The sequence below is a fragment of the Streptococcus sanguinis SK355 genome, assembly GCF_000212855.1.
Lineage (GTDB): Bacteria > Bacillota > Bacilli > Lactobacillales > Streptococcaceae > Streptococcus > Streptococcus sanguinis_A.
Genome location: NZ_GL890993.1, coordinates 867,722 through 892,162 on the forward strand (window position 1 = coordinate 867,722; position 24,441 = coordinate 892,162).

The 24,441-nt window shown below is 45.5% G+C and carries 23 protein-coding genes; 14 read left to right on the plus strand and 9 right to left on the minus strand.

The features are described from left to right. Positions 1–8: 8 nt before the first annotated feature. The 4 genes from HMPREF9389_RS06985 to HMPREF9389_RS06970 all read left to right on the plus strand — a co-directional run bounded on the left by HMPREF9389_RS06985 (position 9) and on the right by HMPREF9389_RS06970 (position 2,737). A complete protein-coding gene (locus HMPREF9389_RS06985; RefSeq protein ID WP_002929104.1) occupies positions 9–704 on the plus strand; it encodes an AzlC family ABC transporter permease in 696 nt (231 codons plus the stop codon). Beyond that, positions 694–1,032 (plus strand): AzlD domain-containing protein, encoded by a 339-nt coding sequence (locus HMPREF9389_RS06980; protein ID WP_002914424.1) that lies wholly within the window; start codon positions 694–696, stop codon positions 1,030–1,032. The genes HMPREF9389_RS06985 and HMPREF9389_RS06980 overlap by 11 nt, the downstream gene beginning before the upstream one ends. A gap of 113 nt (positions 1,033–1,145) precedes the next feature. Continuing rightward, positions 1,146–1,892 (plus strand): class I SAM-dependent methyltransferase, encoded by a 747-nt coding sequence (locus HMPREF9389_RS06975; RefSeq protein WP_002929106.1) that lies wholly within the window; start codon positions 1,146–1,148, stop codon positions 1,890–1,892. Between the two features lie 104 nt (positions 1,893–1,996). Beyond that, positions 1,997–2,737: a MerR family transcriptional regulator gene (locus tag HMPREF9389_RS06970; protein ID WP_002929108.1), complete on the plus strand. Its 741-nt coding sequence runs from the start codon at positions 1,997–1,999 to the stop codon at positions 2,735–2,737. A gap of 31 nt (positions 2,738–2,768) precedes the next feature. Here HMPREF9389_RS06970 and HMPREF9389_RS06965 read toward each other — a convergent pair whose 3' ends face one another. After that, the gene (locus HMPREF9389_RS06965; RefSeq protein ID WP_002919740.1) at positions 2,769–3,224 is read right to left on the minus strand and encodes an 8-oxo-dGTP diphosphatase; all 456 of its coding nucleotides are present in this window, start codon (positions 3,222–3,224) and stop codon (positions 2,769–2,771) included. A 44-nt stretch (positions 3,225–3,268) separates the two neighbouring features. Next, positions 3,269–4,444: an NAD(P)/FAD-dependent oxidoreductase gene (locus HMPREF9389_RS06960; RefSeq protein WP_002929110.1), complete on the minus strand. Its 1,176-nt coding sequence runs from the start codon at positions 4,442–4,444 to the stop codon at positions 3,269–3,271. A 300-nt stretch (positions 4,445–4,744) separates the two neighbouring features. Between HMPREF9389_RS06960 and HMPREF9389_RS06955 the strand changes: the two genes are divergently transcribed. Beyond that, the gene (locus HMPREF9389_RS06955) at positions 4,745–5,239 is read left to right on the plus strand and encodes a DUF536 domain-containing protein (protein ID WP_002896624.1); all 495 of its coding nucleotides are present in this window, start codon (positions 4,745–4,747) and stop codon (positions 5,237–5,239) included. Positions 5,240–5,329: 90 nt separating this feature from the next. Beyond that, positions 5,330–7,084 (plus strand): glycerophosphoryl diester phosphodiesterase membrane domain-containing protein, encoded by a 1,755-nt coding sequence (locus tag HMPREF9389_RS06950; RefSeq protein WP_002929112.1) that lies wholly within the window; start codon positions 5,330–5,332, stop codon positions 7,082–7,084. Positions 7,085–7,200: 116 nt separating this feature from the next. Here HMPREF9389_RS06950 and HMPREF9389_RS06945 read toward each other — a convergent pair whose 3' ends face one another. Further along, the gene (locus tag HMPREF9389_RS06945) at positions 7,201–7,500 is read right to left on the minus strand and encodes a YbaB/EbfC family nucleoid-associated protein (RefSeq protein ID WP_032906355.1); all 300 of its coding nucleotides are present in this window, start codon (positions 7,498–7,500) and stop codon (positions 7,201–7,203) included. Positions 7,501–7,698: 198 nt separating this feature from the next. After that, entirely contained in the window at positions 7,699–10,017 is a 2,319-nt protein-coding gene (locus HMPREF9389_RS06940; protein ID WP_002929118.1) for a Xaa-Pro dipeptidyl-peptidase, read from the minus strand. Positions 10,018–10,121: 104 nt separating this feature from the next. Here HMPREF9389_RS06940 and gla point away from each other — a divergent pair, with 104 nt between their 5' ends. The 8 genes from gla to fni all read left to right on the plus strand — a co-directional run bounded on the left by gla (position 10,122) and on the right by fni (position 18,049). Further along, positions 10,122–10,985 (plus strand): aquaglyceroporin Gla, encoded by an 864-nt coding sequence (gla, locus tag HMPREF9389_RS06935; RefSeq protein ID WP_002929119.1) that lies wholly within the window; start codon positions 10,122–10,124, stop codon positions 10,983–10,985. A gap of 63 nt (positions 10,986–11,048) precedes the next feature. Continuing rightward, on the plus strand, positions 11,049–12,332 hold the full coding sequence (locus HMPREF9389_RS06930) for a hypothetical protein (RefSeq protein WP_002929120.1): 1,284 nt from the start codon (positions 11,049–11,051) through the stop codon (positions 12,330–12,332). 95 nt (positions 12,333–12,427) lie between these two features. Continuing rightward, positions 12,428–13,162: a CppA N-terminal domain-containing protein gene (locus tag HMPREF9389_RS06925; RefSeq protein ID WP_002929122.1), complete on the plus strand. Its 735-nt coding sequence runs from the start codon at positions 12,428–12,430 to the stop codon at positions 13,160–13,162. Next, positions 13,159–14,094 (plus strand): serine hydrolase domain-containing protein, encoded by a 936-nt coding sequence (locus HMPREF9389_RS06920; protein ID WP_002929124.1) that lies wholly within the window; start codon positions 13,159–13,161, stop codon positions 14,092–14,094. The genes HMPREF9389_RS06925 and HMPREF9389_RS06920 overlap by 4 nt, the downstream gene beginning before the upstream one ends. A gap of 150 nt (positions 14,095–14,244) precedes the next feature. Continuing rightward, positions 14,245–15,123 carry a mevalonate kinase gene (gene mvk / locus HMPREF9389_RS06915; protein WP_002929127.1) on the plus strand — a complete coding sequence of 293 codons (879 nt, stop codon included), beginning with the start codon at positions 14,245–14,247 and terminating at the stop codon, positions 15,121–15,123. After that, on the plus strand, positions 15,105–16,052 hold the full coding sequence (gene mvaD, locus HMPREF9389_RS06910) for a diphosphomevalonate decarboxylase (protein ID WP_002929129.1): 948 nt from the start codon (positions 15,105–15,107) through the stop codon (positions 16,050–16,052). The genes mvk and mvaD overlap by 19 nt, the downstream gene beginning before the upstream one ends. Next, on the plus strand, positions 16,042–17,061 hold the full coding sequence (locus tag HMPREF9389_RS06905; RefSeq protein WP_002929131.1) for a phosphomevalonate kinase: 1,020 nt from the start codon (positions 16,042–16,044) through the stop codon (positions 17,059–17,061). Before mvaD ends, HMPREF9389_RS06905 begins: the two co-directional genes overlap by 11 nt. Next, positions 17,042–18,049 carry a type 2 isopentenyl-diphosphate Delta-isomerase gene (fni, locus tag HMPREF9389_RS06900; protein WP_002929134.1) on the plus strand — a complete coding sequence of 336 codons (1,008 nt, stop codon included), beginning with the start codon at positions 17,042–17,044 and terminating at the stop codon, positions 18,047–18,049. The genes HMPREF9389_RS06905 and fni overlap by 20 nt, the downstream gene beginning before the upstream one ends. A gap of 49 nt (positions 18,050–18,098) precedes the next feature. Here the strand turns inward: fni and HMPREF9389_RS06895 are convergent, their stop codons facing one another. The 5 genes from HMPREF9389_RS06895 to pflB form a co-directional block, all read right to left on the minus strand. After that, positions 18,099–19,364: a hydroxymethylglutaryl-CoA reductase, degradative gene (locus tag HMPREF9389_RS06895; protein ID WP_002929137.1), complete on the minus strand. Its 1,266-nt coding sequence runs from the start codon at positions 19,362–19,364 to the stop codon at positions 18,099–18,101. Beyond that, positions 19,361–20,539, minus strand: coding sequence for a hydroxymethylglutaryl-CoA synthase (locus HMPREF9389_RS06890; protein WP_002929139.1), 1,179 nt, complete (start codon positions 20,537–20,539; stop codon positions 19,361–19,363). The genes HMPREF9389_RS06895 and HMPREF9389_RS06890 overlap by 4 nt, the downstream gene beginning before the upstream one ends. 144 nt (positions 20,540–20,683) lie before the next feature. Next, entirely contained in the window at positions 20,684–21,151 is a 468-nt protein-coding gene (locus tag HMPREF9389_RS06885; protein WP_002929141.1) for a threonine/serine exporter family protein, read from the minus strand. A 4-nt stretch (positions 21,152–21,155) separates the two neighbouring features. Continuing rightward, on the minus strand, positions 21,156–21,932 hold the full coding sequence (locus tag HMPREF9389_RS06880) for a threonine/serine exporter family protein (protein ID WP_002901514.1): 777 nt from the start codon (positions 21,930–21,932) through the stop codon (positions 21,156–21,158). Positions 21,933–22,091: 159 nt separating this feature from the next. Further along, a complete protein-coding gene (gene pflB / locus HMPREF9389_RS06875; RefSeq protein ID WP_002896602.1) occupies positions 22,092–24,407 on the minus strand; it encodes a formate C-acetyltransferase in 2,316 nt (771 codons plus the stop codon). Between the last annotated feature and the right edge of the window lie 34 nt (positions 24,408–24,441).

The following is a 24,441-nucleotide window of genomic DNA, read 5'->3' on the forward strand; positions in this document are numbered from 1 at the left end:
GGAGAAGAATGCGCGGACAGACATTTAAACAGGGAGCACAAGCGGCAGTGCCAACGGCTCTTGGTTATATTGGGATTGGCCTAGCCTGTGGCATCATGGCGGCGCCTTATATGAATCCCTTGGAGATGGGGCTGATGAGTATTCTGGTTTATGCTGGCAGTGCCCAGTTTGCTATGATTGGTTTATTTGCCCAGCAGGCGCCGGTCTTGGCTATCGCACTGACCGTTTTTCTCATCAATATCCGCCATCTCTTGCTCTGTCTGCATGCATCGACCCTTTTTCGTAAGGCTAGCTTGATGCAGAATATTGTTATTGGCTCTTTTTTGACGGACGAATCCTATGGGGTCTTGATGGGAGAGCAGGTGCATACAGAAGAGATTGCGGCTAGCTGGATGATGGGTAACAATTTCATGAGTTATACTTCTTGGATTTTGGGTACTATTTTAGGAACTGCACTCGGCGCCCTTCTGCCCAATCCTGAGAGCTTTGGCCTAGACTTTGCCCTAGTCGCCATGTTTATTGGTATTTTCTCCTCTCAATTTACAATCATGCTGCGACGTGTTAAGCTAAAGAAGCTCTTTTTCGTCTTGGGCGTGGTGGGCCTTGCCTACTTAGTCCTAACTATGCTACTTCAAAATTCGCTGGCGGTGCTTTTTGCAACCTTGCTAGGCTGTATGGTGGGGGTGATCTTGGATGATAAGTAAGTATATTTTGCTGGCCATTCTTTTGTCAGCCCTGGTCACTTGGATTCCGCGGATTTTGCCCTTTATCCTAGTTAAATACAAGGGGCTTCCGCCCATGGTAGAGCGTTTTCTCAAATATCTGCCAGTTTCCATTATCTTTGCCCTTATCCTGTCTAGTGTTACCAATGCTAAAACAGGTCAGCTGCCGAGCTTTAAATGGCTGGATTTAATAGCCGTTTTTCCGACTAGCTATGTAGCTTTTAAGTATAAAAACTTAATTGCAACTGTTGTATTTGGTGTAGTCTTGGTGGCCTTGCTGCGCTATCTGGCTGGATTTCTTGGGCTGTAAAGAGATACAAGACAGATTGAATCGGTCTGTTTTTTTGTTAAATTCTAAGAATTATCTGAAAATATAATATTTTATGCTATAATGGAAGCAATAAAAATCATGGAGGTTCGGAAATGGCAGAAGCAGGTCATAAATTTTTAGCAAAATTAGGAAAGAAACGCCTTCGTCCCGGTGGCAAGCTGGCAACGGACTGGCTGATTGAGCAGGGGCATTTTTCCAGCGATAAGAAAGTTCTAGAGGTTGCCTGCAATATGGGGACCACAACAATCGAGCTAGCTAAAAAATATGGCTGCCAAATTACTGCAGTTGATTTGGATAAGGCTGCGCTGGCTCAGGCTAAGCTTAATGGAGACAAGGCTGGTGTGAGTGAACTCGTCACATTTGAGCAGGCTAATGCTATGAAGCTGCCTTATGATGACAATTCTTTTGATATTGTTATCAATGAAGCCATGCTGACCATGCAGACGGATAAGGGGAAGGCCAAATGTATGGATGAGTACTACCGGGTGCTGAAGCCAGATGGAGTGCTCCTCACCCACGACGTCATGCTCAAGCAAAAAGATGAGAATGTCCGAGAAGAGCTATCTCGTGCGATTAATGTCAATGTGGGGCCTCTAACCGAGGGCTCTTGGATTCAGCTGGCACGTTCTCATGCTTTTGACCGTGTGGACACCTTTGTCGGTGAAATGACCTTGATGAGCCTTCAAGGGATGATATATGACGAAGGGCTGGGTGGCACTCTGAAAATCTGCTTCAATGCCCTTAAAAAAGAGAACTACGGCCAGTTTATGAAGATGTTTAAGATGTTCCAAAAAAATCAGGAAAAACTGGGCTTTATTGCCATGGTTTCTCGCAAATAAATACTAGCCGCTTTGGAAACTCTAAGGCGGTTAAAAAAATTTCTAAAAAAGCTTGACCCTGACCTTTGGTCAGGGCTTATACTATAGTGGTAAGGAGGTCTATCATGTACCATATCAAAGAAGCTGCGCAGCTTTCGGGAGTCTCTGTCAAAACCCTGCATCATTACGACAAAATCGGACTTTTAGTACCCGCCAAATCAGAAAATGGCTATCGGACATACAGCCAAGATGATTTGGAGCGGCTACAGGTCATCCTTTACTATAAGTATCTGGGCTTTTCCTTAGAGAAAATAGCAGAGCTGCTGAGTCAGGACGATCAGGCCTTATTGCCGCATCTGGTTAGGCAGTTAGAGTATTTGCAGCAAGAAAGAGATCGCTTGGATACCTTGATTTCTACCTTACAAAAAACCATCCAAGAAGAAAAAGGAGAAAGAAAGATGACAATGAAAGAAAAATTCGCAGGCTTTACCTACGAAGATAATCACAAATACCATCAAGAAGCGGTAGAAAAATACGGTCAAGAAGTTATGGCGGAAGCATTGACGCGTCAAAATGGACGGGAAGAAGAAGCTGCCGCAGCCTTCAATCAAGTTTTTCAAAGTCTGGCAGAGAATATGGGACAAGGCTTGCCGGTTGAAGCAGCAGAAAATCAAGAGCAGGCAGCGCGTCTCTTACAAGCCATTCGCACTTACGGCTTTGACTGCTCACTGCAAGTCTTTGCTTACATCGGTCAGGGCTATGTCCACAATCCAGAGTTTAAGAAGAATATTGACAAGTTCGGATCAGGGACTGCCCAGTACACAGCAGATGTGATTGCGGCTTATGTGCGGACAAATGCGAAATAAATAGGCTAGGAATTTCCTAGCCTATTTATTTCTACTTCAAGTCATAAAGCCAGTCGTCATCGTCTTTATAGTAAAAGAATTCACTTAAATCGTCTTCTAAAAAAACACGCAGCATATCAGACATGTCACTGGTTGCCAGCTTTAAATGGGACAGATTTTTAAAATCTTCCCACCAGACCTTTCCTTCATTTGAGGATTGCAGTACACCAGAATAGTGCCTTGTCTTATAGAGCAGGACGACATAACGAAAATCTTTATCATCATACCAATCCTTTATGCCGCAAAGTTGAGGCTTGGATATGGTTAATCCAGTTTCTTCTTTGACTTCTCTGATAACTGCATCGGTAAAAGATTCTCCACGCTCTACATGCCCGCCAGGAAAAGTGATGCCTGGCCAGTCAGACTTCACTCGTTCTTGGACGAGAACTTTTTCTCCGTCATAAATCATGCACATATTGACGAATTCTACATTTTCCAGTCGATTCATTTGTTTCTTCCTTTTGTTTTAGATGAATGGTGGAATCTAAACAATCACTCATACTGCAAGCTTCCTGCTACCCAGCCGGTGCAGAGGGCAGATGTGATGTTGAAGCCACCCGTGTGGGCATTGATGTCTAGGACCTCTCCAGCAAAGTGGAGGCCGGGAACGAGCTTGCTTTCTAAGGTTTTAGGATTTATTTCTTTGAGGCTGACGCCGCCCTTGGTAACAAAGGACTTGGCCAGGGACATTTTGCCAGTGACAGGGATTGCTAGTTCTTTGATTTGCTTGATGAGCGCATCTTTTTCGCTGATATGAAGTTGTTTGCCTTTCTCGGGAAAGGGCTGGGCAAAAAAGTCTGCCATTCGCTCGGGTAGGAGGATTTTCAGGCAGTTCTTCAGCGATTTTTCCCGATGTTCTTCTAAAAAGTCTGTCAAATCCTGCTGACTCATCTGAGGAAGGATATCCAGATAAATGATTTCGCCGCCCTTGACAAAGCTAGACAAGCGCAGGGCTGCTGGCCCTGACAGACCAAAGTGGGTAAAGAGCAGGTCGTGGGTAATGATATGCTTGCCGTAGCTTAGGGTCACATCATCCAGCGAAATCCCCTGAAGCGCTTTGTGAGGAAAGTCAGTCAAAAGAGGACTTTCAGCAGCTTCCAGGTCAGTCACCGTGTGCTTGAAGTGTCGGGCAATATCATGACCGAAGCCAGTCGAGCCAGTTGAAGGGTAGGACTTGCCACCAGTCGTCACAATTAATTTCTGGCAGGTCCAAGTCTGGTCGCTGGATCTGACAGTAAAAAGATCATCAGTTTTTTTGACGGAGACGATTTCAGTATTGGTGATGACAGTGCCGCCCAGCTCTGCAATTTTCTTTTCCAAAGCTTCGATAATGGTGCGGGACTTGTCTGTCGCTGGGAAAACACGGCCGTGGTCTTCGACCTTGAGTTTGACGCCGTTCTCTGTAAAAAAGTTGATGATATCATGGTTGTCAAATTGGGAAAAAACGCTGTAAAGAAAGCGCCCGTTGCCAGGAATGCCAGCCATGAGGTCATCCAGGTTTCCGTTGTTGGTCACATTGCAGCGACCACCACCCGTTCCGGCTAGTTTCTTGCCTAGTCGTTTATTTTTCTCGAGGAGCAGGGTCTTCTGTCCGTAGAAAGAACTGGAAATGGCAGCCATCATGCCAGCCGGTCCTCCGCCGATGATGATTGTGTCGAAATGGTTCATTGGTCTTTTCCTTTCGTAGGGAGTGGTTTCTATCAGTTAGTCAGAAATCTTGTGCTTCCTTGGTGAGCCGGCTTTTGCTGTCTTGTAGACGTTCTTGGAAGCCTTTAGCTCAACATCTCTAGCTTCTAAATTCATTCGATTTTTTCATTTCTCTTACTAGACTAATCTGTCTCATTGTATCATAAAAAAGGGCTAAAAAGATAGGAGTCAGGCTCAAAAAATATTGTGAAATTTGACAGTTAAGGCTTGATATGATAAGATTTAGGTATCTACAAACTAGAAAAAGTTTTTGAGGAAATTATGGCAATTGAAAAGACAGTCAGCGAGTTAGCCGAGATTCTTGGAGTTAGCCGCCAGGCGATTAACAATCGTGTCAAGGCACTGCCGCCAGAAGATACGGAAAAGAATGAAAAAGGAGTCACGGTGGTGACCCGCAGCGGCTTGATTAAGCTGGAAGAGATTTATAAGAAAACTATTTTTGAAGATGAACCTGTCAGCGAAGATGTGAAGCAACGCGAGTTGATGGAAATCTTAGTGGACGAAAAAAATGCTGAGATTGTGCGTCTCTATGAGCAGCTTAAGGCCAAGGACAGCCAGCTAGCTAAGAAAGATGAGCAGCTGCGCATTAAGGATGTCCAGATTGCTGAAAAGGACAAGCAGTTGGACCAGCAGCAGCAGCTAACAGCTAAGGCTATGAATGAGCGTGAAACCTTGCTGTTGGAGTTGGATGAAGCCAAGGAAAAGGTGCAGGAGCAGGAAAGCAAGGGCTTCTGGGCACGTTTATTTGGAAAATAACAATAAGGTTGGGACATCTGTCTCAACCTTGTTTTAAATAAGAATCGCTTTTTAGCAAGTTTTGTATTATTCACAACATAAAGGAAGAAAATGAAATCACAAAGACTAGGGCTTTTACGTCTCTATCGTAATCTTGATAAAATTTTGTTGCTCTTTTTCACGGTCTTTATGCTCATGGAGCTGGCTTGGGTGCCTTTCAACTCCTTTGCAGCAGAGACTCTGCTCAAGCAGACAGGCTACCTCTTCTTATCTTATACGAATGCCCTGAAGGTTCTGACTTCAAATGTCTGGGTTGGCTTGGCCTTTCTAGCGCTTTTTGCAGCCAATCTCTTTGTCGCTTATTTTCAGATTGGACTGATATTTATGGGGCTCCGCAATCTTTTAGATGAGGAAGAGCGAAGCGCTTTTCAGTTTATCAAGAAAAGTTTCAAAGACAGCGGCTCGCTGATTCGCTACGCCCGACCCAGCAAGGTCCTCTTCATTGCACTGTATATGGGCTTTATCTTTCCCTTTTTGCGGCAAATTCTTAAAATCTACTACTTGAATAAAATTCTGATTCCAGAATTTATCGTGACCTATCTCAAGACGGCCTTATGGATGAAATTATCAATCTATGCTTTAGGTTTTCTGCTTTTTTTGATAGCGGTTCGCCTGATGTTTGCCCTGCCCAAGCTCTTTTTTGAGCATTTCCGCCTACGAGATGCGATTAGGTATAGTTTGGAGAAGACCAAGGGGCACTTGATTCGCTATACTTGGCAGCTCTTTTGGATATTGGCTAAGAGCTTTCTCTTCTTTCTTTTAAGCAGCATTCCGATTTTAGTGTTGCAGCAGTATGCGGATGGCCAGTCCAATCAGATAGCCTTGATAGCAGCGGTTGTTAATTACTGCCTCATCAAGCTGGCTTATTACTTTATGGTAGCCTACTTTCTGATTAAGTTTGTGGCTTTTCTGACAGATAGCAAGCTGTCTGAATACCGCTACAGAAAAGGCCTGCCTCTCATGCGCTGGTTTATCCTTTTGGTCACTAGCTCTGTCTTTGCCCTTGAAGGCTTTGTCTATCTCAATCTGCCCTTGGAAAACGTCCCTCTGACCATCTCCCACCGCGGAGTTTCGCAGGGAAATGGGGTCCAGAATACGGTTGAGTCGCTAGAGAAAACTGCCCTGCTCAAGCCAGATTATATCGAAATGGATGTACAGGAGACCAAGGACGGACAGTTTGTCATGATGCACGATGCCAATCTAAAAGCCTTGGCTGGCCTTGATGCTAAACCGCAAGAGTTGACTCTGCAAGAGCTGACGGCTTTAGATATTTCGGAAAATGGACACACTGCCAAAATTTCCAGCTTTGATGCTTATCTCAAACGAGCCAATCAGATGGGCCAGAGACTCTTGATAGAAATCAAGACCAGCAACTTGGACTCAGCTGATATGATGGACCGTTTCCTGAGCCAATACGGAGCCAACATCAAGGTTTATGGCCACCAGATTCAGTCCTTGGACTACCAGGTTATTGACAAGACAGTCCAGTATGATGAGAGCATACCGACCTTCTTTATCCTGCCCTACAATACTATTTTTCCACGGACACAGGCTTCTGGCTATACGATGGAGTACTCAACCCTCGATGAAAACTTTGTCGATAAGCTATGGACGACAGATAAGCAGCTCTATGACTGGACCATCAATGATGCAGACAGCATTGGCAAATCCTTCCGCTTAGGTGTTGACGGCATGATTACCGACGATTTAGAGCTGGTTCAGAGCTCTATCAAGGAACTGCAGAATAATCCTGACTATGCCCTGCTTTTGATGAGCAAGGCAGCGGATTTGCTTAATTTTGTCTAGTGGGCTAGTGAGGAAACGACTATAAATCAAAAAGACTGAGATTCTTCAGTCTTTTTTTGCTGGTTCGAGTATCTCTTGACTTATGTTTAGTCAAGAGATAAGGTTATTTATCTTGCTTAAAATGGCAATTTGCCTGCGAAAGCGCCCATTTTCTTCTGAGTGGCCTCATCAATCTGAGCCAGCGCGTGATTCAGGGCTTGTGCAGTCATCTCTGACAGAGTTTCCAAATCTTCAGGATCCACAACGGCTGGATTGAAGTCAATGCTGACTACTTTTTTATCACCAGTCAGTTTAGCAACGACTAAATCTTGGGCTGATTTGCCGGTGAATTCTGTTGCAGCCAGTTCTGCTTGGCCTTTTTCCATTTGTTTTTGAAGCTTTTGTGCTTGCTTCATCATGCTTTGCATGTTCATCATAAGATTTTCTTTCCTTTCTCTCGCAAGGGCTAAGCCCTCGGTAATCTTCACTCTTCAAATTATATCATTTTTTGAAAAAGTGGCAAGAAGCAGAGCCAGAGTTTTTCCATAATGAAAAGCAGGCTATGCTCTTATAAGAGGAATGTGTATCGTATTGAGAATTTTTGATGAAACATAGTTGACGCGAGCCGTGCTCTTTTAATCGCTTGTCTCGTCCAAATCTTCGTTCATATTAAAGTTCATGGTCGGCAAATCCAGACTAGATTGCTCCAAATCTACCGTCAGCTGATAGTCAGTCTTATCACGAACGGTATGCTCAAAGTCTGTAGTGTAGAGGACCAGGCGCAGTTGGTCGCCTTTTTTCATTTTATAGATGGTTGGTTGCAGTTCAAAGGAAAATTCCAGCCATTGGTCAGGAGTGACTTCTTCGACAGTCAGTAGGTTGGTCCGGTTTTGCAGGTTGATGAAGCCTTTGGTGATGACGCGATGAGGCGTTTCGGCAAAGGGCAGTTCAACCAGATTGTCCAGCATATAGTAGCGGCCGTTGTCCATGACTCTAGGCTCAATAGGCGTAGGAATTGGTGTGAGGCGCTTAGCTGGTCCGAAGTCCAGCAATTGGGCAGAAATCAATCCCTTATCGGTGCTGGATTTGAGTCGAAGATTGAGCTGGCTTGCTCCGTTGAGAAAGAGGTCCTTTTCCAAGGTCCAGTCCAGAGTAATCTGGTTGACCTTACCTTCAAAAAGCTCAGTTTTAAAGCTTTGGTAGTTTTTGGCAAAACGATTATAGTCTTCTTCTGGGTATTGATTTTTGATAGATTGGTAGTCTTGGCCTAGTTGGAGATGAAGTTTCTGTTCTTGTCCACCGAAGTTTTCCAAGGTAAGCCAGTTTTGAGCTTGGCTGTTGTCCTGCCAGATGACTGCTGGCAGTTCGAAGTCTGATTCACATCCCAGCAGTTTTTTGCTCAGCAGAGCATTGATAGACTCACGGAAGTCGATGGATTGCCAGTTGTTCATGTAAACATGGGCGCCGTTATGGAAGAAAAGATGCTTTTTGATGTAGGGCGGTAAGGCCCGAAACATATTATAGACATGGAGAGGCTTGACATTCCAGTCTTGAGAGCCGTGGGTGAAGACGACTTCGGCCTTGACCTTATCTACGTGGAGCAGGTAGTTGCGATCATGCCAAAATTGATTGTAATCTCCGGTTTGCCGGTCTAGATCTTTGCGCTGTTGCTCTAAGCTTCGCTGATAAGTATCATTATGACGCAGGTAGTCACCAGCCCTCAGATTGCGGGAGTAGGTCAGTTCGGTCAGAGATTCAAAGTCCTCTCCTGGATAGCCGCCAGGGCTTGTGACAAGTCCGTTTTCGCGGTAGTAGTTGTACCAAGAAGAAATCCCAGCTTCAGCGATAATGACTTCCAACCCATCTACGCCAGTCGTAGCCAGCCCGTTGGACATGGTGCCCAGATAGGAGAGACCGGTCGTAGCCACTTTTCCGTTGGACCAAGTGGCCTTGATTTCCCACTGGCGAGTGTGGTCGGTGAAGGCTTGGCAGCGGCCGTTGAGCCAATCAATAACGTTCTTATAGGCTTCGATCTGCTGATAGTCACCACTGGTCATCAGGCCTTCAGAGTCTTTAGTTCCTACGCCAGAAACATAGAGATTGGCAAAGCCGCGGGGCAGCAAGTAATCATTGAGTGTGTAGGTATTGATATGGCCTAATTTTTCCTCGGCTTCAGAGACTTCTTGGGCAGGAGCTGGCGAATCCAGTTGGAACAATTTGAGCTCAGGATCTTGTACTATGATTTGATGAGGTTCTTTTTTTACTAAGTCCACATTCATATCATGGAGAGCTTTGTCGCTGGCGGGGTCATTGGTTCCTTGATGATAAGGAGAAGCGGTCATAACTGCAGGAATTTGTCCTTGATAGCGGGGCCGGATAATGCTGACCTTGATGAGGTCTGGACGGCCGTCTCGATCAGTATCCACACGTGATTCCACATAGACTACCTCACGGATAGCATCATGGCTGGAAAAGGTTGCCAGGCTCTTGCCGTTGAAGTAGTGGTGGGTATTGTCCTCAGGAATCAGACCCTCGCTGACTAGCTTATCAACTAAGAGGTTGCCATTTTTTGTTCGAGTGTTGAGCAGCTGGTAGAGATTTTCCAACAAGTCTCCAAATGTAATGGGAAAGTCTGTCTCTTTGCGAAAGGCCTCAACATCTGTAAAATCAATAAAGGGGGAGAATTCAAGCAGCTGAAAAGCCACATTGTAAAAGACAGACGCCGTCAGTTCTCTGTCAGACTGGAAAAAGCTCAGCAGGTCGGTTTGGCTGTCAGCAGCCCAGGATTTTAAGGGATAATCTGTATTTTTATAAGTGAAAAAGCTGGTGCGGAGAAAATCTTCAAGATTTTCCTTATCAGAGCGATTGCTGTCATAAAAAAAGCCTAATTCAGCTAATTCTATCAACATATTTTCCCGTTTCGTTCTTGCATAACTATACTGATTAAAACGCATATTCTTCCCTCATTTTCTTATTTTTATTAAAAATGACCTTTACATTATCCATTATACTTGATAAAATAGACTTTGTCTAAAAAATATTTAAGGAGTATCATTAAATGGATTTCGAATGGGTCGTTAAATACGCCACAGAATTTTTAGGAACAGCTATCCTCATTGTCTTGGGGAACGGAGCTGTTGCCAACGTTGAATTAAAAGGAACTAAGGGACACCAGAGCGGTTGGTTGGTCATCGCTGTCGGTTACGGTATGGGGGTCATGATTCCAGCTTTGATGTTTGGTAATGTGTCCGGTAACCATATCAACCCTGCCTTTACTTTGGGACTTGCTGTCAGCGGGTATTTCCCTTGGGCACAGGTTGCGCCATACATTGCAGCACAGATTTTGGGAGCTATCTTCGGACAGGCCTTGGTCGTTGCGACCCACCGTCCTTACTATCTGAAAACAGAAAATCCTAACAATATCTTAGGTACTTTCTCTACTATCTCTAGCCTAGACCATGGCACACCTGAATCACGTAAAGCTGCCTTGTTCAATGGTTTTATCAATGAATTTGTTGGTTCTTTTGTTCTTTTCTTTGCTGCTCTAGGCTTGACTAAGAACTTCTTTGGAGCAGAAGCGTTACAATATTTGAAACCATTTATTGAGCAATCTGGTCAGCAGTTGACAGATGCAGCAGTGAAAGCACAAGTGGCTCCGCATACTGCAGCTGGTCTTTCAGTCGCTCACTTGGCACTTGGTTTCTTGGTAATGGCTTTGGTAACCTCACTGGGAGGCCCTACTGGACCAGGACTGAACCCAGCTCGTGACCTTGGACCTCGTATCCTCCACTTCATCCTGCCAGAAGCTGTTTTGGGTAAACACAAGGGTGATTCAAAATGGTGGTATTCTTGGGTTCCAGTTGTGGCACCGATTCTTGCAGGTATCACAGCAGTCCTCTTGTTTAAAACAATCTACGGATAAGCACATAAGATCAGAGTTGGGGGATTTCCCCAGCTCTTTTTTCGAACGATAGAGGAGGCAAAGATGGAGATGCAAGTGTCAAAATTTCATAAGATCAGTGGCCGTAGAACCTTACTCTTTGGTCTTTTAGCCCTTGTTTTCGGCCTGATTATCATTGTCAACGGCTTCAGTTTTACCCAGCTGGGCTTCGATTTTATTTCGCTTTATCTGACGGTTGTTGGCTTGGTAAATATTGTTCTTCATGTTTTTACGCGCAAGAAAGAAGGGACTGTCTGGCCTAGTCTGCTTCAGATTACAGTCGCTATGGGTATCAGCTGGCTCAACCGAATCAGTGATGTGCCTGTCAATATTGTGATTATCAGTTTGGGTAGCTACCAGCTCTTGACTGCCGGTATTTACGGAGTGACCTATCTCCTTTATCGGCAAAATCATGTCAAGGGCGGCTTGCGCTATCTATTTGATACCGTTCTCTATGGTGGAATTGGGCTGACCAGTATTCTTTCGCCTGCGACTGACGGACATTTGCAGTTTTTGATTTTGGGAATCTATTTGATGATGCTGGGAATGTCCAATATTCGGGATGGCCTCTTTTTTGATAATGACCGGGAAAAACATCGGCTGCGTAGGCAAATTCGTATTAACCTACCTATTATTTTTGCAGCCTTTATTCCGGTAGAAAATCTGAAGCACTTTAATCGACTGATTCAGGGAGAAGTAGCTTCTGATTGTAAAAATGTTTATAGTCTTGTTAAGGATGGAGAGAAAAAGACGGACTTAGAGGTCTTGGTTCATACTTCAAAGACAAGTTTATTAGGAGCCATTGGTCATGTAGATATTTGCTATCAGGGACAAGTGATTTCTTATGGTAGCTATGATGTTTTTTCTGAGCGATGCAAAGGTATGATTGGAGACGGTGTTCTCTTCAAGGTTCCTAAAGACGCCTATATTGAGCTTTGCAAAAAAGAAAGTAAGAAAACACTCTTTGGTTATTCTTTGGCTTTGACGGATAAGGAGAAGGAGTCGGTTGAAAAGCGCTTGGCTGAAATCGATCAGCTGTTGGTGGAATGGGAGCCACCAGCAGAACTGAAAAATGGTCAGCCAACATACTCCTACAAGTTGAAGCATGAACTAGGAGCGCAGCTATATAAGTTTAAAACGAGTCGTTTCAAGACTTATTTTGTCCTGTCGACCAACTGTTGCCTGCTAGCAGATTCGATTATTGGGCAGGCTGGGACAGATATTCTGGATATTCGCGGGATTATTGCGCCCGGTACCTACCAGTCCTATCTGCAGTATGAGTTTGAGTCCGCTAGAGGTTTGGTCATTGCTCAGACCATTTACCAATAAATCCAAGGCCTTCTTGTTTTAAAAATTGTTTATTTGCGCATAATTTCTTGTCAAAAAGATGAAAATCCATTACAATAAAATGGTTTGGAGGAATTATGAGCGCGAATCATATTATTAGAATTATCCCTGTATTAAAGATAAATAATCGTCATTTAAATCAAGAGTTTTTTGTAAATCAGCTAGGCATGAAGGCCCTTTTAGAGGAAGCTGCTTTTCTGTCTTTAGGAGATCAGACTAAGACTGAGAAACTGCAGCTGGAAGAATCACCCAGTATGCGGTCTCGGCGAGTAAAAGGTCCTAAAAAATTAGCCAGAATCGTTGTCAAGGTTGCAGATGCTAAAGAAATCGAGTCTCTATTGGCTCGAAAGCCTGCTTGGACTAGGCTGTATCAGGGAGAGAAAGGCTATGCTTTTGAAGCCCTGTCGCCAGAAGGAGACCTAGTTCTCCTGCATGCAGAAGAGAATAGAGCAAGTCTGCAAGAAGTGGCGGAGGCTCCTGCCTTTGAAAAGCAAGAGGACTTCATCGGTCTTAGCCAATTTGAGATAGAGACGGTAGAAATTCGTGTGCCTAACGCCAATGCAGCCCAAGAATTTTACAGCAAGATTGAAAATGCGCTGGATTTTCTGACCTTTACAGAAGCAGAGGGACAAGACTTGCAGGCAGACAATGCCCTAACTTGGGACTTGACCATGCTCAAAGCTCAGGTCAATCGTTTAGAAACCGCTGCGCTGCGTCCTATCTTTGAAGGACGCGAGGTCTTTGTATCCAAGTCAGATAAGTTCTTGCTGAGTCAGGATTCTAGCAAGATTGAATTGTGGTTTGAAGCATGACTCTAGAAAAAATCATCAGTAAAATCAAAGAACAGCTGAAAGCTGGTATCTATCCCGGTGCTAGTCTGGCCTTGTACCAAGCTGGCAAGTGGCAAGAATTCTACTTTGGTCTAGCTGATCCGCAAGAAAAAAAGCCCACTCAAGCCGGTTTAGTCTATGACTTGGCTAGCGTCAGTAAGGTGGTCGGAGTTGGTACTCTGGCAGCCTTTTTGTATGAACAGGACAAGCTGGAGCTGGATTTGCCCTTGCAGCATTACTATCCGGCCTTCCATCGAGAAGATGTGACCTTGCGTCAGCTCTTGACCCACACATCAGGGTTGGATCCTTTTATTCCCAATCGTGATGAGCTGACAGCTCCTGAGTTAAAAGCAGCGCTCAATCATTTGATGGTTCTTGAAGATAAGACCTTCCGCTATACGGATGTGAATTTTCTGCTCTTGGGCTTTATGCTGGAAGAGATCTACGGTCAGTCTTTGGATCAGGTTTTTCAAAGTCAGATTTTCCGGCCTTGGGGCTTGGCTGAGACAGGTTTTGGACCAGTTCCAGGAGCTGTGCCGACCGTTCGCGGTGTCCAGGATGGGCAAGTCCATGATCCCAAAGCGCGTGTTCTAGGCATCCATGCTGGCAGTGCTGGCTTATTTTCGACTCTCAGAGATTTGGAAATATTTCTGGAACATTATCTGCAGGATGACTTTGCGGATCATCTGACTCAGAATTTTTCTAAAGAGCCGGGTAAAAGGCGTAGTCTAGCCTGGAATCTGGAGGGCAGCTGGCTGGATCACACTGGCTACACGGGAACCTTTATCATGTATAATCGCAAGGAGCAAAAGGCGGCTATTTTCCTGTCCAACCGGACCTATGAAAAAGACGAGCGGGCTCAATGGATCTTGGATCGGAACCAGCTGATGGACCTGATAAGAATAGAACTTTAAAAGACTCCGGCTGCAAGCTCCGGGGTTTTATCATGTGTGCCTATATAAATATCGGTCTCTAGCCCCAGTGATTTTCTCTTAATAAAAATCGCTTTTTTTGCCAAAGTATATTAAAATAAGATAGAGAGAATCTACAGACAAGAGAAGAATATGACAAAAGAAATCGGTGTCGGCAAGGCACACAGTAAAATTATTTTAATGGGAGAGCATTCGGTGGTCTATGGCTATCCGGCTATTTCCCTGCCTCTTAATCGTATCGAAGTGACCTGTCAGGTCTTTCCGTCTGAGCGGGCCTGGACCCTCTACGCTGAGGATACGCTGTCCATGGCTGTTTTTGCCTGTCTAGAACATCTAGGCAGGCAGGGAGCTAAGATTCGCTGTCAGGTGGAGTCCATGGTCCCTGAGAAGAGAGGGATGGGCTCTTCAGCCGCGGTCAGTATTGCGGCCATTCGGGCGGTCTTTGACTACTTTGAGGAAGAACTGGATGACCAGACACTGGAGATTCTAGCCAATCGGGCAGAGATGATTGCCCATATGAATCCCAGCGGGCTTGATGCCAAGACCTGCCTCAGTGATGTAGCTATCAAATTCATTCGCAACTTTGGTTTCAGTGAAATTGATCTGGATCTGGATGCTTTTTTAGTGATTGCAGACACGGGCATTCACGGTCATACCCGCGAAGCTATCCGTGCTGTAGAGAGTCAGGGTCAAAAGGCTCTGCCCTTGCTTCAGGAATTGGGGAATTTAACGAAAATCCTTGAGAAGGCCATTTCTATCAAGGACCTGATGACTATGGGTCAAGCTATGACCAAGGCTCATGAGAAGCTAGCCAAGCTAGGAGTGTCTTGCCAGAAAGCGGATGAGCTAGTAGTGGCAGCTCTTGAAAATGGAGCCTTGGGAGCTAAAATGAGCGGCGGCGGTCTGGGTGGCTGTGTCATTGCTCTTGTAGGAGAAAAAAGTCAGGCGGAGGCCTTAGCCGCCTTATTGAGAGAGAAAGGGGCCATTAATACATGGATCGAAAGCCTGTAAGTGTCAAATCCTATGCCAATATTGCAATTGTCAAATATTGGGGGAAGAAAGATGCAGAAAAGATGATTCCGTCTACTAGCAGTATCTCGCTGACACTGGAAAATATGTATACCGAGACGCAACTGAGTCCTTTGCCGGATACAGCGACTGGAGATGAATTTTATATTGACGGTCAGCTGCAAAGCCCAGCAGAACATGCTAAAATCAGTAAGATTATTGACCGTTTTCGCTCTCCAGAAGATGGTTTTGTCCGAGTTGATACCAGTAACAATATGCCAACAGCAGCGGGTCTGTCTTCCAGCTCCAGTGGTCTATCAGCCCTAGTCAAGGCCTGCAATGCTTATTTTCAGACGGGCTATCAGACGGAAGAACTGGCTCAGCTGGCCAAATTTGCTTCAGGGTCCTCTGCTCGGTCTTTCTTTGGCCCGCTAGCAGCCTGGGATAAGGACAGTGGGGCCATTTATCCAGTCAAGACGGATTTGAAATTAGCTATGATTATGCTAGTTCTGCACGATGAGAAAAAGCCTATTTCCAGCCGCGACGGTATGGAGCTCTGTGCTAAAACTTCCACGATTTTCCCCGATTGGATTGCCCAGTCTGCCTTGGATTATCAGGCCATGCTAGGCTATTTGCAGGACAATGATTTTGCCAAGGTTGGTCAGCTGACGGAAGAAAATGCTCTTCGGATGCATGCCACGACAGAAAAAGCTTATCCGCCGTTTTCTTATCTGACGGAGGAGTCTTACCAGGCTATGGATGCTGTCAGAAAGCTGCGGGAGCAGGGCGAGCGTTGCTACTTTACCATGGACGCGGGGCCCAATGTCAAGGTGCTCTGCTTGGAGGAAGACCTAGACCATCTGGTGGCCATTTTTGAGAAAGACTACCGGATTATCGTCTCCAAAACAAAGGACTTGTCAGATGAAAGTTAGCGCAAGAGTCCAAACCTGCGGCAAGCTCTATCTGGCGGGTGAATATGCAGTGCTGACGGCCGGTCAGCCAGCCATTATCAAGGCCATTCCTATCTATATGACGGGGGAAATCCAGGCGACACCTGACTATCGCTTGACATCAGATATGTTTGAACACAGCGCTAGCCTAGAGCCAGATCCTGATTATGCCTTGATTCAGGAGGCGATAGGGGTTATGAACACTTATTTGCTAGCAGTAGACTACCAACTTCAGCCTTTTTCTCTGAAGATTAGCGGCAAGATGGAAAAAGATGGCAAGAAGTTCGGGATTGGCTCCAGCGGTAGTGTGGTTATTCTGACTCTTAAGGCCATGGCGGCGCTTTATGAGCTGGACTTAGCGCTAGAGATACTCTTTAAGCTGGCTTCTTACGTCCTCCTCAAGCTAGGAGACAATGGCTCCATGGGAGATCTAGCCTGCATTGTCTATGAAAATCTGATTTATTATCGATCTTTTGATAGAGAGCTGGTCCGCAAGCGCATGGACAAAGTTGATTTACAGCAATTACTAGCAGAGGATTGGGGTTTTGAAATTCGCAGTATTAAGCCTTGCTTAGCCATGGATTTTCTAGTTGGCTGGACTAAGCAGCCGGCGATTTCTAAGGACTTGGTCAATCAGGTCAAGTCAGCTATTTCAGAGTCCTTTTTGACAGGCAGTAGGACGCAGGTTGATGCTTTGGAGAGAGCTTTATTAGCAGGAGAGAAGTTCGCTATTCAGTCCAGTTTGGAAAAGGCTAGCCAGCTCTTAGAAAGGCTCAGCCCAGCTATTTATACAGACAGGCTGACAGTCTTAAAAGAAGCGGCAGAGGGACTGAACTGTGTGGCTAAGAGCAGCGGTGCCGGCGGTGGCGACTGCGGGATTGCTCTCAGCTTTGATGCCGCATCTAGCAACCAACTGATTCAAGCCTGGCAAGAAGCTGGCATTGAGCTATTATACAGAGAAAGGGTGGGTCATGATGAGCCAGAATCGTAAGGATGACCATATCAAATACGCTTTAGAGCAGCGTCCAGGTTATAACAGTTTTGATGAAATGGAACTGGTTCACCGTTCTCTGCCCAAGTATGATTTGGCAGAGATAGACCTATCTACTCACTTTGCTGGCCGTGACTGGGAGTTTCCTTTTTACATCAATGCCATGACTGGCGGCAGCAAAAAAGGCGGTCAAGTCAATGAAAAGCTGGCTCAAGTAGCTGAAAGTTGCGGCCTTCTTTTTGTAACTGGCTCTTACAGCGCAGCCTTGAAAAATCCTTCTGATCCTTCCTATCGGGTGGCGGCTGGTCGGCCTAATTTATTGCTGGCTACCAATATCGGCTTGGACAAGCCTTATCAAGCAGCCCAACAGGCAGTAGCAGATTTGCAGCCCCTCTTTTTGCAGGTCCATGTCAATCTCATGCAGGAATTGCTGATGCCAGAGGGCGAGCGGGAGTTTCGCTCTTGGCACCAGCACTTGACTGATTATGGTCAGCGATTAGAAGTCCCTCTAATTCTTAAAGAAGTTGGCTTTGGCATGGATCGCTCTACTGTTGAAGAAGCGCGCTCCTTGGGGATTCAGACTTTTGACCTTTCTGGCCGGGGCGGCACTAGCTTTGCCTATATTGAAAATCAGCGGGGTGGCAATCGAGACTACCTCAATGATTGGGGACAATCTACTCTGCAGAGCCTGCTAGCTCTTCAGCCACTTCGCGATGAGGTCGAGCTCTTGGCTAGTGGAGGTGTCCGTCATCCTTTGGATATGATTAAAGCCCTGGTCTTAGGAGCCAAGGCGGTTGGCATCTCTCGTACCATGCTGGACTTGGTAGAAAATCACTCAGTGGAAGAAGTTATTGATATTGTAGAAGGCTGGAAATCGGATCTGCGCCTCATCATGTGCGCCCTGTCCTGCCGAAACTTGCAAGAACTAAAGAATGTTCCCTATCTACTCTATGGGCGGCTGAAAGAAGCTCAGGAACAGATTGAATGAATAGCATAAAGACATACAAAAAAGGCCATCAATGGCCTTTTTACTTGTCCTAATTTCGTAAGTCAGCTAGGATTTCCTGAGCAGCAGCTAAGTTGAAAGTCTTCTTGGCTGTTAAGCGACTGGCTACAGCAGCAATTTCTTCGTCTTGGGCTCCAGCTTGCAATGCTAAAGATTTGGCTTGCAATTTCATGTGACCAGCTTGGATGCCAGTGCTGACCAGGGCTTTGAGAGCAGCGAAATTTTGTGCCAATCCGACTGATACGATGAGGGAAGCTAAGCCCTTGGCCTGTGGTTGCCCTAGTAAGTCAAAGCTGGCTGCCACTGCTGGATTGAGGCCGATGGAGCCTCCCTTAGTTGCAATGGGCATGGGCAGAGTCATCTGACCATGAAGCTGGCGTTTGTCTGGGTCTGCCATCCAAGTAGAGAGGCCCCGGTAGCTTCCTTCTCGGCTGGCATAGGCATGAGCACCGGCTTCCACAGCCCTCCAGTCATTTCCAGTAGCCAGCACCAAAGCATCAATGCCATTAAAGATGCCTTTATTGTGGGTAGCTGCCCGGTAAGGGTCGACCTGGGCTAGCTTGCTAGCCAGCTGCATCTTATCCGCAAGAAGCTCCGCCTCAGCCTTATCTCGGCTGAGAAAGCGATAGTCGATGACACAGCGGGTTGTTACTAGACTATCTGTTGCATAGTTTGACAGGATAGCCATCAGGCTCTTACCGCCAGTCAGCTCTTCAAGAGAAAGGGTGAGAGCCTCCAGCATGGTGTTGAGCATATTGGCTCCCATAGCCTCCTGTGTATCCACAGATAGATAGAAAATAAGGAAGTCTTCCTTTGGCTCCAGCCAGAGATCTCTAGCACCGCCACCACGAGCAACAATTGATGGATAGGCTTGGTTGGCCTGTTCCAGCAACCCTTTCTTTTTTTTGAGAACATCTTTGATGGCTTGGTCGACCTTCTCAATCTGATAGAGGGCAATCTGCCCAATCATCTGGCGTTTGTGAATCTCGGTTTCAAATCCGCCTGAATGTTTGATAATCTTAGCGGCAAAGCTAGCAGCTGCTACCACAGATGGCTCTTCAGTCACAAAAGGAACTTGATAGCTTTTGCCATCCACCAGAAAGTCTGGCACCAGAGAGTAGGGCAGGGCCAGAGTGGCCAGTACATTTTCGCTCATCTGGTTGGCTGTTTCCAGAGGCAAAGTCTCTTGGCTTTCTAGCAGCTGCCAATGTTCATCTTGTAAAAGCCCCTTTTCTTTCAACATCTGCAGCCGTTGAGCAGGAGTTTTTTTGGAAAATCCAGTCCAGTTTACTTTCATGATGATTTCTCAACTTTGATATACTTACGCTGATGCTCTGCAATTTCCGCCAGAGCAAAGCTTTGTTCCTCATAGCCAGAGAAGCTGGCATTGCCTTCCGCATCCAGCTCAGCTTCTTCAAAAAAGATGCGCTCGTAGTCTGCGATGGAAAGAGCCTGACGCTGGTCTAATTCCTCTAGGCGTGTCTTGGATAGATGCTTTTCATAGCCTTCTACCAAATTGGCACTGAAGATTTCAGAGACAGCTCCGCTGCCATAGCCGAAAAGAGCAATCCGATCTCCGGCTTTGAGGTTGTCGGAGTTTTCTAAAAGAGACAGGAGGCCTAGGAAGAGGGAGCCTGTATAGATATTTCCAACTTTCTGACTGTAGAGAATAGAGGCTTCAAAATTCTCTCTGAGCTGGTCTTGCTGCTCTTGAGGCAGGCTTTTATCCATGATTTTATTGAGGCCTTTAAGGGCCAATTTTGGATAAGGCAGGTGGAAGCAGTAGGCTGCAAAATCTTTGAGAGCCAGCTTGTGGCGTTTTTGGTACTCCGCCCAAGTTGTCTTTAAGCTATCCAGATATTGCTGGGTTGAATAGAGCCCGTTGACATAAGGCGTTGTCGAGTAATTTGGGCGCCAAAAATCCATGACATCGCGTGTCTGAGCTACATTATCATCATTAAAAGCGAGGATACGAGGATTGCTGCTAATCAGCATAGAAATAGCTCCCGCTCCCTGCGTTGGTTCACCCGGTGTATGAATGCCATACTTGGCAATGTCGCTAGCTAACACCAAAACTTTGCTGTCTGGATGTTTTTCGATATGGAGCTTGGCATAGTCCAGTGCAGCAGTTGCTCCATAGCAGGCTTCCTTGATTTCAAAGCTGCGGGCAAAAGGCTGGATGCCCAAAAGGCCGTGGACAAAAACGGCTGCCGCCTTACTCTGGTCAATCCCTGACTCAGTAGCCACGATGACCATATCAATCTTTTCTTTGTCCTCTGCTGTCAGGATGGGCTCTGCTGCCGCCGCTCCCAAGGTAACAATATCCTCAGTCAGAGGAGCAATGCTTAGTTCCTTGAGTAAGAGTCCCTTACTAAGCTTTTCTGGGTCAGTCCCTCGGGCTGCCGCTAAATCATTTAATTTTAAGACATAATTACTGGTCGCAAAACCGATTTTGTCGATTCCGATTGTCATTATAAGACCTCTTTAAATCCTTTTATTCTAGTATATTCCGAAGACTATTTTACCATACTTAGGAATAAAACTCTTACAAAAACATCTAAACACAGCTAAATCAGGCTTAAGATGTATTTTCCAAAATAAAAACAGCAGATGGTTCTACTGTTTATCAGCTGTGAGTTTGGTTTGGCGCTTTTTTAAGTAGTGGTAGAGCTTGAGTACGACAGTGCCACTTGCCATGCCAATCGAGATGACCAAGGCCAGAATGACTACCAGAGTGGCGTGGATCATAGCCTGGCTGTAGTCACCAGTGACAAAAAAGGCAGTCGTCCGATAGGAAATATAGCCTGGGACCAGAGGCGCTAGAATGGCCAAAATAAAAACAACAGCGGGCGTTTTATAGATGATGCTGAGGATTTGGCTGACGCAGGAACCAATGATAGCAGCCACAAAGGTTGCAATGATGACGTTGGTCGGTCCTTTGAGCAGGAGATAGAGCAGCCAAATAGCCATGCCCAGCACTCCGCCGGGGATCAGCATACTGCGCTGAACATTTAAAACGATTAAAAAGGTAATGATGGCCAGTAGGCTGGCAACTGCTTGCAATAAGAAAGTCAAGATTGTCATAGGCTTATTTCATAATAAGGAGGGCGACAGAGGTACCTGCACCGAGAGCAAGAGTGATGAGGAGCGATTCAAAGAGCTTGCTCATCCCAGAGTTGATATGGTTGGTCATGATGTCACGCACAGAGTTGGTCAGAGCAATGCCGGGCACAAAAGGCATGACAGAACCCGCAATAATCAAATCATCTGTGGAATTAAAACCAGAATAGCGTGTCCAGATATGAGCCAGCAGTCCGAAGACAAAGGCTCCAGCAAAAGCTGTCACAAAAGGGATACGGATATATTTGTCAACATACAAAGAGAAGGCAAAGCCAAAGAAGGTAGCAATGGCCGCCCCCAAAGCATCGTAGAAATTTCCACCAAACATGATGGAGAAGAAGGGAGCACTGAGCGTTGCTGCTGCAATCAGCTGCTTGTTGTTATAGGGCAGCTCCTTAACTTTGAGGCGATTCAGCTCATCAAAAGCCTCTTGAAGGCTGATTTCTCCTGTAACCAACTGACGGGAGACCTGATTGACATCGCAGACCTTCTCAATGTTGTAGTTGGTCTTGAGATTGCGCTTCATCCGTGAAACATTTGTATTTTCAATCGAAAAGAAAATAGCCACTGGCATTGCTAAGGCATTGCAGTCGATTATCCCTTGCGAATGAGCGATACGAATCATGGTATCTTCCACCCGATAGGTCTCGGATCCGCTCTGCAGCAGCAGTGTCCCAGCCAGCATGATGACATCTACCGCCAGATTGAAATCTTTGGCTTCTTCCCTGATACCTTTCTCTGTCATTTCCCCAGTCCTTTTCCTAGTATAGCAATAGAACCATTATACCATAAAGCCTCTGAAAAATATCATCAAGTTGGCAGTCACATGAAGTCTGAAATACAAAAAAGAAGATTGGGGATTTCCAATCTTCTTTCAAATGGTTTGTAAGTCCTTGGTCGTTTATTAGCTCAAAGCATCGTCCATAGAGAGTACTTCGTGGAAGACACGTTGAGTCAATTCAGTCTTTTGTTCTGGAGTCAAGTACTTAGTGTTTACACAGTAACCTGAGATACGAACGATAACGTCTTCGCCAGACATAATCTTGTCGTAAACATCCTTCAAGTCCATAACGTTCAAGTTAACGTGTTGACCACCGTTTTCGAAGTAGCCATCCAGGATAGTAACCAAGTTGTCTACTTGTTCGTCGTGAGTCTTACCAAGCGCACGAGGTGAAACTTGAGTTGTCAATGAGATACCGTCAGCTGCGTAACTGAAGTCCAGACTAGCAAGTGAGTTCAAGTTTTGCAACCAGCCACCTTTTGCCTTGTTAGATGGGTTAGCACCTGGTGAGAAGAATTCCAATTTAGACAAGTTCACGCTGCCATCTTCGTTGAGGTACACTCCTTTATGGACTGGTGAGTTACCAGTTTGTTTAGAGTAAGCAACGTTAGATGTGATAGTCAGAAGAGACACAGTAGCTTCTGCATTCTTATAGAGTTTGTGGCTACGCAGACGAGTTGTGTAAGCTTCAACCAACCATTCAGCCAGTTCGTTTGAGCGAGGATCATCTTCACCCCAACGTGGGTATTCTCCGATTGTTTCATAGTCGTAGATATAGCCATTTTCGTCGCGGATTGGCTTAACAGTTGCGTACTTGATAGCAGACAAGGTATCAACAGTGTTGGCAAATCCACAGATACCGAATCCCATGTTAGCACGTTGGTAAGTTGGCAAGAAGGCCATTTGAACAGCTTCGTAGTTGTACTTGTCAGTCATGTAGTGGATGATGTTCAAGGCATCTACGTAAGTGTCAGTCAACCAGTCCAGAGATTTTTCAAAGTTCGCTTTAACTGATTCGAATTCAAGAACTTCGTCACGGATAGGCTCGATGTCAAATACCTTGTAGTCTTTATGAACATCGTCGTAACCACCGTTGAGACCTGTCAGAAGGGCTTTCAGCACGTTTACACGAGCACCAAAGTATTGGATGTTGTGGCGTTGTTCTTCATTTTCAGGGTCAAGCGGAGACACACAGCAAGAGATACAGCTCATTTCACCGTAGCCGTCTTTAGCCATAGTTGTTACACCTTCGTATTGGATAGAAGAGTGCTTGTGGCTCATGTGCATACAGTAGCGACGGAATGAGTATGGAAGTTTGTCAGTCCAGAGAACGGTCAAGTTTGGCTCTGGAGAGTTACCAATGTTGTCAAGTGTGTTAAGGAAACGGTAGTCCATCTTTGTAACACGGTGACGACCGTCGTTACCCATACCTGCCATAGAAGTAGTGATGAAGGTTGGGTCACCAGAGTAAAGTTGGTCGTAAGCTTTCGTACGAGCAAACTTCACTGTACGAAGTTTCATAACGAAATCATCAACAAATTCTTGGATTTCTGATTCAGTGTAAGTACCGCGAGCCAAGTCACGTTCAGCATAGATGTCAAGAACGATAGGCACACGTCCAAGGGAAGTAGCAGCACCGTTGATGACACGGCAGACAGCCATGAAGGCGATGTTAGTCCATTGGATAGCTTCTTTAACGTCAAAGGCAGGACGGCGAACATCTACTCCGTAAAGGTCACCAAGTTTTACAACTTCACCAAGTGCTTGGTATTGCAGGTTGATTTCTTCGCGCAGACGGATTGTTTCTTCGTCAATATCAGTCAAACCGTTCCAGTCGCGAACTTTTTCAGCCATGAGGTAGTCAGCTCCATAAAGAGCAAGACGTGCGTAAACCCCGATAATACGTCCGCGTGAGTAAGCATCTGGAAGACCAGTTACAGTGTGGGCGTGACGAGCACGGCGGATGTTAGAAGTGTAGGCACGGAAGATACCGTCATTTACTGTAGTAACATACTTAGTAAAGATTTCATGAACAGCAGGATCTGGTTCGTATCCATTTTCTTTCAAAGTAGTTTCAGCCATGCGGATACCGCCTTTTGGCATGAAGTTCAATTTGAAGAGTTCGTCATTTTGGATACCGTAAATCAGTTCGTTGTCCTTGTCAATGTAACCAGCATCGATATCAGCGATAGATGCCGGACGAGTGTCCATTGGGAAACGAGTTTCTTCGTAGTGAGCTTTCGTTTCTTCTACGATTTTCTTGATGTGGAGTGAGCGCTCAGTAGGACCTGCCAAGAAGCTTTCATCTCCATCATAAGGTGTGTAGTTAGCTTGAACGAAGCGAGAAACACTTGCTTTCTCTTTCCAGTCTTCACCTTTGAAGCCTTCCCAAGCTTTGTCAAAAATATCTTGAGCTTCAACAACTGTTTTTACAACCATTTGATTTTCCTCTTTATTCTAGCAACATAAACTG

Coding starts and splice junctions, on each gene's coding strand:
- HMPREF9389_RS06920 (WP_002929124.1), top strand. CDS start 13,159: ATGACTCTAGAAAAAATCATCAGTAAAATCAAAGAACAGCTGAAAGCT.
- HMPREF9389_RS06925 (WP_002929122.1), top strand. CDS start 12,428: ATGAGCGCGAATCATATTATTAGAATTATCCCTGTATTAAAGATAAAT.
- gla (WP_002929119.1), top strand. CDS start 10,122: ATGGATTTCGAATGGGTCGTTAAATACGCCACAGAATTTTTAGGAACA.
- HMPREF9389_RS06980 (WP_002914424.1), top strand. CDS start 694: ATGATAAGTAAGTATATTTTGCTGGCCATTCTTTTGTCAGCCCTGGTC.
- HMPREF9389_RS06890 (WP_002929139.1), bottom strand. CDS start 20,539: ATGACAATCGGAATCGACAAAATCGGTTTTGCGACCAGTAATTATGTC.
- HMPREF9389_RS06960 (WP_002929110.1), bottom strand. CDS start 4,444: ATGAACCATTTCGACACAATCATCATCGGCGGAGGACCGGCTGGCATG.
- mvaD (WP_002929129.1), top strand. CDS start 15,105: ATGGATCGAAAGCCTGTAAGTGTCAAATCCTATGCCAATATTGCAATT.
- HMPREF9389_RS06895 (WP_002929137.1), bottom strand. CDS start 19,364: ATGAAAGTAAACTGGACTGGATTTTCCAAAAAAACTCCTGCTCAACGG.
- fni (WP_002929134.1), top strand. CDS start 17,042: ATGATGAGCCAGAATCGTAAGGATGACCATATCAAATACGCTTTAGAG.
- HMPREF9389_RS06940 (WP_002929118.1), bottom strand. CDS start 10,017: ATGCGTTTTAATCAGTATAGTTATGCAAGAACGAAACGGGAAAATATG.
- pflB (WP_002896602.1), bottom strand. CDS start 24,407: ATGGTTGTAAAAACAGTTGTTGAAGCTCAAGATATTTTTGACAAAGCT.
- HMPREF9389_RS06930 (WP_002929120.1), top strand. CDS start 11,049: ATGGAGATGCAAGTGTCAAAATTTCATAAGATCAGTGGCCGTAGAACC.
- HMPREF9389_RS06950 (WP_002929112.1), top strand. CDS start 5,330: ATGAAATCACAAAGACTAGGGCTTTTACGTCTCTATCGTAATCTTGAT.
- HMPREF9389_RS06880 (WP_002901514.1), bottom strand. CDS start 21,932: ATGACAGAGAAAGGTATCAGGGAAGAAGCCAAAGATTTCAATCTGGCG.
- HMPREF9389_RS06965 (WP_002919740.1), bottom strand. CDS start 3,224: ATGAATCGACTGGAAAATGTAGAATTCGTCAATATGTGCATGATTTAT.
- HMPREF9389_RS06905 (WP_002929131.1), top strand. CDS start 16,042: ATGAAAGTTAGCGCAAGAGTCCAAACCTGCGGCAAGCTCTATCTGGCG.
- HMPREF9389_RS06970 (WP_002929108.1), top strand. CDS start 1,997: ATGTACCATATCAAAGAAGCTGCGCAGCTTTCGGGAGTCTCTGTCAAA.
- HMPREF9389_RS06955 (WP_002896624.1), top strand. CDS start 4,745: ATGGCAATTGAAAAGACAGTCAGCGAGTTAGCCGAGATTCTTGGAGTT.
- mvk (WP_002929127.1), top strand. CDS start 14,245: ATGACAAAAGAAATCGGTGTCGGCAAGGCACACAGTAAAATTATTTTA.
- HMPREF9389_RS06985 (WP_002929104.1), top strand. CDS start 9: ATGCGCGGACAGACATTTAAACAGGGAGCACAAGCGGCAGTGCCAACG.
- HMPREF9389_RS06945 (WP_032906355.1), bottom strand. CDS start 7,500: ATGATGAACATGCAAAGCATGATGAAGCAAGCACAAAAGCTTCAAAAA.
- HMPREF9389_RS06885 (WP_002929141.1), bottom strand. CDS start 21,151: ATGACAATCTTGACTTTCTTATTGCAAGCAGTTGCCAGCCTACTGGCC.
- HMPREF9389_RS06975 (WP_002929106.1), top strand. CDS start 1,146: ATGGCAGAAGCAGGTCATAAATTTTTAGCAAAATTAGGAAAGAAACGC.